Source organism: Neobacillus fumarioli NBRC 102428, assembly GCF_001591485.1.
Taxonomy (GTDB): Bacteria; Bacillota; Bacilli; order Bacillales; family Cytobacillaceae; genus Neobacillus; species Neobacillus fumarioli.
The window spans coordinates 1-12,096 of record NZ_BCUZ01000019.1; the positions used below are offsets into that span (position 1 = coordinate 1).

Genomic DNA, 12,096 nt, shown 5'->3' on the forward strand with positions numbered 1-12,096 from the left:
GGTGGTGACTTCAGGGGGGTTCATATGAAAAGAAATATTTATGTATTTTGGGGGCTAGTGATTACTACGCTTATTTCTGCACTCGATGCGAACGTAATGCAAACTGCAAGCCCGACCATTGTCAAGCAGTTGGGCGGCATGGAATTATTTGCATGGATTTTCGTTGTATACATGCTGGCAAGTACTGTGACGGTTCCGTTATACGGGAAGTTGTCGGATATGTATGGGCGTAAGCGGTTATTGATTACTTCTGTTGCTTTATTTACCATTGGGTCGATCCTCTGCGGAATTGCCCATTCCATGATAGAACTGGTTATTTATCGAGGTATTCAAGGATTGGGTGCCGGAGGAATGATTCCGCTATCGTTGATTATCGTTGGTGACTTGTACACAATCGAAAAGCGCGGTCGGATTCAAGCCGTTTTCAGCAGTATATGGGCAATTTCATCCATCATCGGGCCTGTGATGGGTTCATTCTTTGTAGAAGCCTTAACTTGGAGATGGATTTTCTTTATTAATATTCCAATTGGAATAGCTACGATTCTTTGCTTAATTCCATATCAAGAGAAGAGTGAATTCAAAAAGACATATATTGATTATAAAGGTTTTTTTCTGTTTGGGATTTCCATTACCCTGTTACTCTTGTCTACAAACGTTAAGAATCCCATTTGGTACCTAATTATTAGTATCATTGGTTTACTAGTTTTTGTATTGGTAGAAAGAAAAGAAACTTATCCATTTCTTCCTGTCACTCTGTTTAAAAACAAAGGGATTTTAACGACAAACCTGTTCATGCTCTTTTATTGTCTTTCATTCTTTGGAACATCCAATTTTATCCCTTTATATCTGCAAGAAGGCAGTCATATGAGTATTTACAAAAGTGGGCTTATTTTGCTTAGTATTGCCCTCGGGTGGATGTTTGGCAGTACGCCTGCCGGTAAGTGGATCTTGCGCTTTGGATATAAAAATCTGTTCATTATCGGAAGCTTCATCACGGCATTGACTGGTTTGGCCTTGTTCTTATTTATCAAAGAATTATCCTATTTTCCTTTGTTTATGATTCTAACAGTGCAGGGGTTTTCATTTGGACTATTATTTGCAGTAGGAACAATTGCTTCACAGGAGTTTGCGGAGGCAAATATTAAAGGGCTTTCCACATCGCTTCAAATGTTTCTACGAAATATCGGCACATCTATCGGGGTAATGGTGATGGGCTTAATCATAAATCACGCAGTAACGATTGCCGAAGGGATGCAAAATGTATTTTTATATGCATTTATTCTAAGTTTAGTAACCGTTTTGTTGAGCTTTTGGATTCCTTCCAAAACCGCAAGCTATCGTGAGAACGAAGGGTAAAATTTTTGACGTCAGTCCCCTGGTGTTTTCATATACTGATGGAAATGAATCCGGGGGGAAGGCGATGGAAGTTAAAATTAATAAAACAAGCTTAACGGAAGCGGATAAGTTGCTTTCGATTCAAAGGGAAGTATTTGCGTCTGATTTAAAGAAATACAAGGATTATGACACCAGTCCGGCGACTGAAACGATCGATTTTTTTAAATATAGAATCAATCATTCTTATCATTATACGATGTTTGTAGACGGTAAAATTGCCGGGGGCGTTTGTATTGTCAAAGTATCTGATACACATTATCGATTATTTCGTATTTTCTTAAGCCCATCGTACCAAAATATAGGTCTAGGGTCGAAAATCTTAGCACAAATCGAAAAGAAATTTCCGCAAGTGAAAACATGGAGTTTAGATACGCCAAAAGATAATCGAAGAAACCGGCATTTCTATGAAAAGCTAGGCTATCGGAAGACTGGGGAATTTGCCGTAAATGAGCGGCTCATCCTTATTGAATATGAAAAGAAAATAAAGAAAGGAAAATCCACCTGACAGGGTGGATTTTCCTTGCTATTTTAAAATTTCTATGAACTCTTTTCCTTTTTGCACATAGTGTTCACTTGATGTTCTCAACATTTGCAAATCTTTTTCGGTTAGTTCCCTCACTACTTTCCCGGGTGAACCGAGAACAAGGGAGCGGGGTGGGATTTTAATGCCTCCTGCAAGCAATGTGTGTGCCCCAATGATGCATTCTTCACCGATTTCCACGTTGTCTAGAATCGTTGAGCCCATTCCGACAATGGTACGTTTTCCAATTTTACAACCATGCAGTACAACATTATGCCCAACTGTTACATCATCTTCAATCATACAAGATTCAAACATATGGATCGTGGTGTTATCTTGAATACTGCATCTTTCCCCAATCATAATAGGGCCGTCATCAGCACGTAGTACCGCATTAAACCACACTGATGAACCTTTTCCAATGGTTACATCCCCAATGATATAGGCACCTGGTGCGACAAAAACGGATTCATCAATAGAAGGAGTTTTGCCTTTGTAAGGTATAATCATAATAACACTCCTAACCTTCAGAATTATCTTGCTATTGTTATTATAGCATAATTTTTCTATTGGGGCAGTACAAGGTTTTGTGAAAGCGCTTTAATAATTGTCTTAATATAGAAAATAGTCAAAATATATTGACATATATTTTTTTCGATGGTAACCTAAATTCAAATTAATCATCAATCGATGACGAGAAGAGTAGGATTGGTTCCGTGTCTCAAGAGAGCCGGCAGCTGGTGGGAGCCGGTGGCAGGACGATCTGAAAATCATCTCTGAGATGTATAGCTGAACACTAGCCAGTAAGCTATACCGGGATTGTCCGCCGTTAAAAGGAACACGTATCGTTGGAATGGTACGTTGATGGAGCGCCGCAAGTGAAAAGGTTTCATTTCAGCCTTGCGGAAGTAGGGTGGTAACGCGAGGTAACTCGTCCCTATAAGGGGGCGGGTTTTTTGTTGTATAAATGAAGGATTTAAATAACGGAGGGAATACAATGAACCAACAAGTTGAAAAACGAACACTTACTGTAGAGGATATCATCATTGCCAGTCATACAATCAAGGATGCGGTTTCCCCGACACCGCTGCAATATAACCATCTATTATCGGAAAAATATGGTTGCAACATATATTTAAAGCGTGAGGATTTACAAAGTGTCCGTTCTTTTAAAATTCGCGGCGCCTATAATCGGATTAAAAAACTAAGTATCGAAGAAATGCAGCATGGAATTATTTGCGCAAGTGCCGGCAATCATGCCCAAGGGGTTGCCTACTCCTGTCATCATTTAAAAATTAACGGGAAAATCTTCATGCCAAGTACCACCCCAAAGCAAAAAGTCAATCAGGTTAAATTTTGGGGAAAGGACAGTGTGGAGGTTGTTCTCGTCGGTGATACATTTGATGATGCTTACGAAAAAGCAATGGAGTGCTGCGTCAAAGAAAATCGCACATTTATTCACCCGTTTGATGACTTTGATGTCATTGCAGGGCAAGGGACGGTAGGTGTCGAGATTCTTAACGATTGTCCGGAAAAAATTGATTATCTCTTTGCTGCGATCGGCGGTGGTGGACTTGTTTCCGGGGTAGGAACCTATTTAAGACATTATTCACCTGAAACACAATTAATTGGGGTAGAGCCTGAAGGAGCTCCTGGGATGAAGGAATCATTCTTAAACGGTGACGTAACATCCCTGGAAAAAATTGATCCATTTGTCGACGGAGCTGCAGTGAAAACAGTTGGTACAAAGACATTCAACATTTGCAAGGAGGTAGTTGACGACATTGTTGTTGTTCCGGAAGGGAAGGTTTGTACAACGCTTTTATCGCTATATAATGAAAATGCGATCGTTGCCGAGCCAACCGGGGCCCTATCTGTTGCCGCTTTAGATACATATGCGGAAGAAATCAAGGGCAAAACTGTTGTTTGTATTATTAGCGGCGGGAATAATGATATCGGACGGATGCAGGAAATTAAAGAGCGATCCAAGCTTTACGAAGGACTGCAGCATTATTTTATTGTCCAATTCCCACAGCGTCCCGGAGCATTGCGAGAGTTCTTATTTGATGTCCTTGGTCCGAATGATGATATCAGCCATTTCGAATACACGAAAAAGAATAACCGCGAAACCGGTCCGGCGCTGGTAGGGATTGAGTTAAAGGATAAAGCGGACTATTTTCCATTGATGGAACGCATTAAAGCAAAAGGGTTTTTATATCGGGAAGTAAATAAAGACAGTACGTTATATCAAATGCTTGTCTAAAATGACATGATCGGAGACCTTTCATTCGTTGAAGGTCTTTTTGTTATGATTTTCGGTTCAGACACTTAACAAAAATATGAAATGAGGTATAATTATATTTGTGAAAAAATCAAATTAAATTTTCGATATAATATTGAGAAATGAGAAAGAGAGAGTGTACTGTATGGGTCGTAAATGGAACAACATTAAAGATAAAAAAGCGGCAAAAGACGCTAATACGAGCCGGATTTATGCAAAGTTTGGCCGTGAAATTTATGTTGCTGCCAAGCAAGGTGTACCGGATCCGGAAGGGAACCAGGCATTAAAATTTGTCCTTGAACGGGCAAAAACATACAATGTTCCACGGCATATCATCGACCGTGCTATTGAAAAAGCAAAAGGCGGTGCCGACGAGAACTACGACAATCTTCGTTATGAAGGTTTCGGACCAAATGGCTCCATGGTCATTGTAGACGCCCTGACGAATAACGTAAATCGTACTGCTTCCGAAGTTCGCGCTGCTTTCGGTAAAAACGGCGGCAACATGGGTGTCAGCGGTTCTGTTGCCTATATGTTCGATGCTACAGCTGTTATCGGCGTAGAAGGAAAAACAGAAGAAGAAGTATTAGAAATCTTAATGGAAGCAGATGTAGATGCCCGTGATATTATCGCTGAAGATGACCAAGTTATTGTTTATGCTGAACCAGATCAATTCCACGCCGTTCAGGAAGCTTTCAAAGCGGCAGGCGTAACGGATTTTACTGTTGCCGAACTTACCATGCTCGCACAAAATGAAATTACCCTTCCAGAAGATGCAAAAGCAAAGTTTGAAAAACTAATCGACGCCTTAGAAGACTTGGAAGATGTGCAGCAGGTTTATCATAATGTTGATTTAAGTGAATAAACAAAAAACGCATAGGAATTCTTATTTGAATTCCTATGCGTTTTTTTTTGTGGAAGCGCTGGATCAATAGGAGGGGATTTTGAAGACCAAGCACTGATTGTGTAACAAAGTGACGCCTTCATCCGGTATATGAAAGACAAAAGGTTGTCGGGCAACAGAAAAAATATCCTTCATCTAATCCATGAAGGATAAATCAGGAACCGATTACCAAGGAAAAAATCCTTCATCAGGGTTCTGAAAGACAAAAGGTTATTGAGCGATAGGAAAACTGTCCTTCATCCGGTTCATGAAGGACAAATCTGACTACGATCATCCGGGAAAATGTTCTTCTTCAATGGTATGAAAGACAAAACACGATCATGTAGTCATATTCAAAAATAGATGCTGTCGAGTTTTCCCCTGATATTTTATTTTTTTATAATATCAATAATCATTTCAAACGCCTGTTTCGCTTCCCGAAATGGAGTGTGGGTAAACCCATGGATCATATTGGGGAATTCAAAATAATTGATATCGATTCCAAGCTTATCCGCTTTTTGCTTCAGTTTGCGGGCATCTGCCAAAAGGATATCATGTGTACCAACAAAGACAGACATCTTCGCTAAACCCGTTAATGGTCCATTAATTGGGCTGAACAAAGGACATGCCGGATCTGCCTCTCCGGCATAGGCTTTTCCTGCTGCGGCTAAATATTTTACTCCTAATATTGGATCTATTTCCTCTAGACCCAGTTCCTCAATAACCGGATTTGTCATTGTAATATCAAGCCAGGGAAAAAGCAAGATGATGTTTCCTGGCTGCGGAAGGCTTTTTTCCTGTAAAACTTGTGCCAACGCTAAAGCAAATCCACCGCCAGATGAATCACCCATCAGGACAATGTTTTTCGATTCCGTTTTTGCCAATACTCTTTCGTAAATAGGAAGGACTTTTTCAAATGACTCTTGAAACTGATGGTTCGGTGCTTTGGGATAAACTGGTGCAATCGCGGTGGCATTTATCCTCGTTACTAATTTGTGCAGGAATTTCCAATGCTCCGGTGTTGGCTGACTTATATAAGCACCGCCGTGTAGATACAAGATGTATGTTTCACCTAGGTGGTCGCTTCCTTTCAAAATGTAGCTATCCATCCCATCGGTTGTTTCTCTTGTAATGCGGAATTTTTGTTGCAGGTAGCTCGGTAAAACATATGGTTTTGCATTTTCCACCCGTTTTTGCTCCATTAAATCCTTAAGATTTTTCTCGTCTAATAAAAATCTTTTTTTTGCTTTAAATTCTTCGAGCATTCTTTCTATAATCAGACTCACTGAACAATCACTTCTTCCAGACTTTTTTTCTTCCAGCTTTAATAATGTCATAAAGAATACATCGTAATCAAGTAAAGTACTGTTAATGAAACAAGCAGTCCCCGCAAAAGAGACTGCCTGTTTTGCACTTAGAATGTTTGGTTTTTCTGATTTAAAATTTGTTCCGTATTTTGATTTAATCTTTTTTTTATAGGCAGATAGTAGAGAACCAATGGAACTGCCAAGCCCATAATCCAGGCAATATCTGTTCCGTCTAACGCTTTGGAGATCGGCCCAACGTACATGGTGGTATTGACGAATGGAATTTCAAGAATAACAGATATAACATAGGAGATGATGGCAACCCAATTAAATTTTCCGTATTGTCCATTTGCATTAAATACATCCCAGACATTATATTCGCCGCGGCGCAATAAATAATAGTCGATTAAATTGATTGCGGTCCACGGAACCATAAAATAGGAAAGTAACAGAATAAAATTCTCAAAATTATTTAAGAAGTTACCATGTCCCCAGATTGCTAAAATCGTTCCAATCAGAGCGGTAGTAAAGACAAGCCAGAAACGTGCTTTTGTGGTAGCTTTTAACTTTGTGAAAGCTTCTAATGTTGTGGTAATCGACATAAAGGCACCGTAAAGGTTAAGCACGTTTACTGCCAAAACACCAAGGACAATGACAAGATACATAATGACGGCAAAATGTGGACCAACAAGTTTCGCAAGACCGGCACTGGAATTATTTAAGAACTTTGGTACGATTGCGGTTAACAAAATCCCCAAGGTCATCATCCATACGGTACCGATGACTGTTCCACCATACGTATAAGCAAATGTTTTGGATGATGGTGTATTGCTTGGCAGATATCTAGAATAGTCAGCAACATATGGGGCATATGTTAATTGCCAAGTGGCTGCGATACTGACCGTTAATAAAAAAGTTCCTGCAGTAAAATGGCCTGGGGTCCAAATATGCGCAGGCATTGGCAATTGAAACACAAGGATCGTGACAAAAACAAATACAATAGCAAAAATAATAGCGAAATATTTTTCCAGTTTATGAATTAAATCATAGCCAAAAAGGGTGATTATGAGGGCGATGAAACTTATGATTACAATTCCCCAATTCAACGGAATTGAAAATGCACTGCTGACTGCTTGAGCACCGAGTACTGTACTGCTGGCAAAAAAACCAAGATACATTAGGATCACGATTAAAAGTGGAACGACTGCGCCAACTACGCCAAATTGTGCTCGGCTTTGGATCATTTGTGGGATTCCCAGTTTTGGGCCTTGTACAGAGTGGGAGGCCATAAAAATGGCACCAAGTAAATTTCCAATTAATACAGCCACAATCCCCCAAAATACCGATAAACCAAATTCAATGGCAAGTGCACCAGTAACAAGTGTCGTAATTTGCATATTAGCGCTGAACCAGATGGAAAATAAATTGCGGACACTGCCATGCCTTTCTTCTTCAGGAATAAATTCAATTGTTCTCTTTTCAATATTCATCCAATCCACCCCTTCGAAAAAACAAGAAATCGTTTTCATTATCATTTTACTAAAAGCGAAAGGGGAGAAATAGGATGATTTATTTATATAATGTTAAAATTCTAAATATTTATTAACAGTCATGTTTGTTTTATCTTCATTTTTATTAGGTTTATTTAACGATTTTTAGATAGTTAAATGTTTCCTTCGCGAATAGACAAAAAATGGGCTAAGCATAATGATCAAATAAAGAAGCCCAGCCTTTAGTAAAAGCCGGGTTTCTTTAAGTTGTATCGGAAAGACAGGACTTGAACCTGCGACCCCTAGTACCCCATACTAGTGCTCTACCAAACTGAGCTACTTCCCGTTAAAATTGACATCTTTAGTATATAAAAATTTATCTTTTTGATCAACAGTTAAAACAATGATTCTTAAAAAACTCCATCCATTTTGTATAAAAAATGCAGGGCATCCGCCCATGCTTATTCCTGATTTTAACATAGTCTAGACTGTAACCTATTTAAAGGAGGATGCTCAAGTGAATGATATTAGATTAATGGGTGGTATGGGAAGTATGGGGGGATATCCATTCCTACCCGGAAGTATGGGAGGTTATCCTGGTTATAGCGGCGTAATGGGCGGATACCCAGGATATCATGGTTATAGTGGATTTGGCGGTTTTAGCGGAATTCCAGGAACCAGTTATACCGGCTATCCAGGAATGAGCTATAGTGGAATGGGAGGCTACCCAGGAACAATGGGGATCTATCCTGGCATGGGAACAGCAGGTGGTTATCCAGGAACAATGGGAGGCTACCCAGGAATGACTGGCATGGGAACCATGTATCCGGGAACAACAGGACATTTCCCAGGATCCCCTGGAATGGGTGGAATTGGAGGAGGCACAACTGGTTTCTAATGAGAACTGAGATGAGCATAGAACATTGATAAATATTATTAACTCAAAGGGGCTTTGCCCCTTTTTTCTTCATTTAATAAAAATTATCAAAATTATTTAATAATTACGTGATATAATGAATATTAAAACTATATGAAGGAGTTGAGTCATTATTGAAAAATTTAGCACTGAATAATGAGGTTGTTCCAGGTAAAGTTTATATGGTGGAAATGAAGAATGGGGAAGTCAGTTCCTATAGAATTTTAAGTGACACGCCTTCCTATTATATTCTTTCATTCTCAAAAGATGGTTCGTTTGAGGTGTTTGAAAAAGCAAAGGGAGAGGTACTGGGCATTTACGAAGTAGTTGAATGGGGAAATTCACAAGAAACGATTCAACAAAATTAGATTGTAAGAGACTAAACTGCATTGTATAATATCCTCATAAAATAGGTTTGAAGAAGGGATTCCAATGCATTTTTTTCTGGAGGTAATCGGTGAATTTATTTTATAAGTCATCTTCGAAGGGATTGCTCACCTTTTAAAAAGGGGTCTTAAATTAGGAAAAAGGTTGGCCAATAGAATGATTAAATTGAAAAAAGGAAAATTAAAGATTTAAGAAACTCCATGTCCTTCATGAGGAAATGGAGTTTTTACTTTATTAAAAAGCAGCCAGAAGAGTATTCCAGCTGCTTATTATATAAAACTTTCTTTTCCGGTCCAGCTGTCAATATAGTCGGAGTCATAGATGGTACATATTGGGAGGATGGTTGGTACGAAATCTCCGTTTTGTTCACCATACCCTTGATTTCGCTTGTATGAAACAAATTGATCCGTAAGCTGATTAGGCCCCATATTTAATAGGGATCCATGATCAATGGAATTTACTTTTATATTTCCAAGATTCACGGCCATCGGTGCAAATAGCAACTTATCACCCCTTTAAAAATTAAATTAGGCTGTTTTTCCCTGAATTACTGTCGGTCAGATCAGGATCGACAACCCAAGAAATCGGAATATAAATAGGTGATATATCCCCGTTTTGTTCACCAACCCCCTGATTTCGTTTGTAGGATACAAATTGATCAATGAATTGATTAGGACCTAGATTTATAAGAGATGAATGGTCCAATGTATTGACCTTAAATCCTAAAAAATTGATAGTCATAGGCGCAATATTCAATTACATCACTCCCTTGCAGATATTTGTACAAACAATTGATCATCTTATATGTTTCGATTTAATTTAATTACAGGAGCGTCAATTAATTCTTCATCAAATGTAATCCCGATTGGGATAACGACTGCGGAGAAATCTGCTAATTGTTGACCAAAGGCTTGGTTCTTTTTTGCCTGAATATATTTTCTGGTTATAAAATTAGACCCGAAGGATACGTTGCTCTTATGTTCTGTACTATTAATATCCATATTCACAATGTTGACCTTTGTCGGAAGAAAAAACATCCCCGAAGCTCCTTTCTTGAGGAAAAACTTGAATTGTATTTTTACAATATATTCAAATGAGTGAGGAATAAGACCGCCAAAAAAAAGAAAGTGGCGGCGGCCACTTTTAATAAAGAAGGAAAAACTTAATGGGTAATACAGTTATATGCCGGTTAGTGGACTTGCATGTAGTGAACATGTCCATTTCAGCAAAAATTTTTCACTAACATAATTTTTGAATCAGTTCGATCGAATTATTTTTCGGTGAATTCACGAGCGCTGACACTTCGTACGCTTCCATTTGGTTTTCATCATATGGAACTAGGAGTTTCTGAAGTATATTCAAATCGGTGACAGCCGGGTTTAGCCATAGTTTTTCATCTTTAGGTTTTAATATAACTGGCATTCGATTGTGAATGTCTGCCACTAAGTTATTGGGTGTGGTTGTGATCACAGTGCAGGAAAAAATCGAGTTTCCTTCAGGGGATTGCCACTTCTCCCAAAGTCCAGCCATCGCAAATAATTTACTGGATTTCAGTTTAATACGCATTGGAATTTTTGTTTGTCCATCGTGCTGTTTCCATTCATAAAAGCTGTCGGCAATAATTAAACACCGTTTCTTTTTAAAAGGATTACGGAAGCTTGGTTTCTCCAGAAGTGTTTCAGCACGGGCATTAATCAGTTTATGGCCGATTGATGACTTTTTTGCCCATGGTGGAATCAGACCCCATTGTAAATAGCCCATTCGATTGCATTTTCCGTCATTTATAATTGCTAAAACTTGGTGTGAAGGTGCTATATTATAGCTAGGGGAATATTTCTCTTCTTCCAAGAAAGATTGAATGGCAAATCGGTCGATTATTTCTTCAATCGTGGCTGTTAATGTAAAGCGGCCGCACATAAAATCACCTCGTGGTTGGTTTATGTATATTTTAGCAAATTGGTTTACAAAATGGGGGGCTGAAAAATGAATACTATCAATAAATTATTTCGAGCGAGAATCCGATTTTCGCAGGATAAAACAGTCACTTTTGATCGATTGCATGAAATTATTGAAAAAACAGCAAAAACCATTCCATTCGAAAATTTATGTATTATGAAAAACAACTTAAAAGATATAACGAAAGAAAATGTTAGTGAGAAAATTTTAGTAAGAAATGAAGGCGGTCTTTGTTATGAATTAAATTCACTTCTTAATGCCTTTTTAATAGAAAATGGGTTCAATGCGATTTTAGTATTTGGGGTAGTTTTCAACCGTAGTTCCAATGAATGGAGTCCAACCGGAAGGACGCATGTTTTAAATATTTTAACTTATAAAGAGAAAAACTTTGTCGTTGATACCGGATTTGGCGGAAACTGCCCGTTAAAACCTGTCCCGGTTGACAGTACAATTGTCACATCCAGGAATGGGGAGTTTCGCGTTCGGAAGGAGAAGAGTGAATTTGGAGATTATATTTTGGAGATGAAGTAAAAAAATAGGGATTCAGATTGGGTTATAGGATATGCCTTTGACCTTGCTGATCCTGTAAAGGGCGTTTGTGATTTAAATTTGGTCCAGCAAGTCATCGCTGAGAGCCCAGCTTCTCCGTTTAATAAAAGAACATTACTCACAAAATTTACAGAACATGGAATATTGACATTAACAGATACATCCTTAACACAATGGATTGATGGGAGGGAAGTAAAGACGCAGGTAGATCAGACTAATTTTAAAAAGATGGCAAAGCAGTATTTTGGAATTGAAGTGAATTAACCATTACGAATTCTCTAATATTTGTAAAATATCATGACGACTTTACTGAGTGATCTAATATTTATCTGCGTCTTTTTGATTACTTTTATCCTTTACTGTTGTAAACATTGAAAGAATATTAAGAAAATGTTAAAATAAACTTGTTTAA

The 12,096-nt window shown here is 38.4% G+C and carries 13 protein-coding genes, 1 tRNA gene, 1 pseudogene and 1 other annotated feature; of the genes and pseudogenes, 7 read left to right on the forward strand and 8 right to left on the reverse strand.

Features of this window, described 5'->3' with window-relative positions:
• Nucleotides 1-24 precede the first annotated feature (24 nt).
• Entirely contained in the window at nt 25-1,356 is a 1,332-nt protein-coding gene (locus BFU02S_RS05305; RefSeq protein WP_157075859.1) for an MFS transporter, read from the forward strand.
• Between the two features lie 64 nt (nt 1,357-1,420).
• Nucleotides 1,421-1,900 (forward strand): GNAT family N-acetyltransferase, encoded by a 480-nt coding sequence (locus tag BFU02S_RS05310; protein WP_066367594.1) that lies wholly within the window; start codon nt 1,421-1,423, stop codon nt 1,898-1,900.
• An 18-nt stretch (nt 1,901-1,918) separates the two neighbouring features.
• Here the strand turns inward: BFU02S_RS05310 and BFU02S_RS05315 are convergent, their stop codons facing one another.
• Complete coding sequence (locus BFU02S_RS05315) at nt 1,919-2,425, reverse strand: gamma carbonic anhydrase family protein (RefSeq protein WP_066367597.1); 507 nt, start codon at nt 2,423-2,425, stop codon at nt 1,919-1,921.
• A gap of 171 nt (nt 2,426-2,596) precedes the next feature.
• Nucleotides 2,597-2,857 (forward strand) — a binding site (T-box leader).
• Between the two features lie 55 nt (nt 2,858-2,912).
• Here BFU02S_RS05315 and ilvA point away from each other — a divergent pair.
• Together ilvA and BFU02S_RS05325 are read left to right on the forward strand one after the other, a co-directional pair.
• Nucleotides 2,913-4,178 (forward strand): threonine ammonia-lyase IlvA, encoded by a 1,266-nt coding sequence (gene ilvA / locus BFU02S_RS05320; RefSeq protein ID WP_066367667.1) that lies wholly within the window; start codon nt 2,913-2,915, stop codon nt 4,176-4,178.
• Between the two features lie 163 nt (nt 4,179-4,341).
• Nucleotides 4,342-5,061: a YebC/PmpR family DNA-binding transcriptional regulator gene (locus BFU02S_RS05325; RefSeq protein ID WP_066367600.1), complete on the forward strand. Its 720-nt coding sequence runs from the start codon at nt 4,342-4,344 to the stop codon at nt 5,059-5,061.
• Between the two features lie 407 nt (nt 5,062-5,468).
• Here the strand turns inward: BFU02S_RS05325 and BFU02S_RS05330 are convergent, their stop codons facing one another.
• The 3 genes from BFU02S_RS05330 to BFU02S_RS05340 form a co-directional block, all read right to left on the reverse strand.
• Nucleotides 5,469-6,416 (reverse strand): alpha/beta hydrolase fold domain-containing protein, encoded by a 948-nt coding sequence (locus tag BFU02S_RS05330; RefSeq protein ID WP_066367602.1) that lies wholly within the window; start codon nt 6,414-6,416, stop codon nt 5,469-5,471.
• 77 nt (nt 6,417-6,493) lie between these two features.
• Nucleotides 6,494-7,876, reverse strand: a complete 1,383-nt coding sequence (locus BFU02S_RS05335) for a purine-cytosine permease family protein (protein ID WP_066367604.1) — start codon at nt 7,874-7,876, stop codon at nt 6,494-6,496.
• 272 nt (nt 7,877-8,148) lie between these two features.
• Nucleotides 8,149-8,222, reverse strand: a tRNA-Pro gene (locus BFU02S_RS05340).
• A 171-nt stretch (nt 8,223-8,393) separates the two neighbouring features.
• On the opposite strand from BFU02S_RS05340, the gene BFU02S_RS05345 reads away from it, so the two are divergent.
• Complete coding sequence (locus BFU02S_RS05345; protein WP_235841985.1) at nt 8,394-8,774, forward strand: spore coat protein; 381 nt, start codon at nt 8,394-8,396, stop codon at nt 8,772-8,774.
• 152 nt (nt 8,775-8,926) lie between these two features.
• The gene (locus BFU02S_RS05350) at nt 8,927-9,160 is read left to right on the forward strand and encodes a hypothetical protein (protein WP_066367606.1); all 234 of its coding nucleotides are present in this window, start codon (nt 8,927-8,929) and stop codon (nt 9,158-9,160) included.
• A 288-nt stretch (nt 9,161-9,448) separates the two neighbouring features.
• Here BFU02S_RS05350 and BFU02S_RS05355 read toward each other — a convergent pair whose 3' ends face one another.
• From BFU02S_RS05355 to BFU02S_RS05370, 4 genes are all read right to left on the reverse strand, one after another.
• Nucleotides 9,449-9,682 (reverse strand): hypothetical protein, encoded by a 234-nt coding sequence (locus tag BFU02S_RS05355; protein ID WP_066367608.1) that lies wholly within the window; start codon nt 9,680-9,682, stop codon nt 9,449-9,451.
• Nucleotides 9,683-9,701: 19 nt separating this feature from the next.
• On the reverse strand, nt 9,702-9,920 hold the full coding sequence (locus BFU02S_RS05360) for a hypothetical protein (protein ID WP_066367669.1): 219 nt from the start codon (nt 9,918-9,920) through the stop codon (nt 9,702-9,704).
• A 59-nt stretch (nt 9,921-9,979) separates the two neighbouring features.
• Nucleotides 9,980-10,216: a hypothetical protein gene (locus BFU02S_RS05365; protein ID WP_066367611.1), complete on the reverse strand. Its 237-nt coding sequence runs from the start codon at nt 10,214-10,216 to the stop codon at nt 9,980-9,982.
• 202 nt (nt 10,217-10,418) lie between these two features.
• Complete coding sequence (locus tag BFU02S_RS05370) at nt 10,419-11,096, reverse strand: SOS response-associated peptidase (RefSeq protein ID WP_066367614.1); 678 nt, start codon at nt 11,094-11,096, stop codon at nt 10,419-10,421.
• A 66-nt stretch (nt 11,097-11,162) separates the two neighbouring features.
• Here BFU02S_RS05370 and BFU02S_RS05375 point away from each other — a divergent pair.
• A pseudogene (locus BFU02S_RS05375) lies at nt 11,163-11,948 on the forward strand (arylamine N-acetyltransferase family protein).
• Nucleotides 11,949-12,096: the final 148 nt, after the last annotated feature.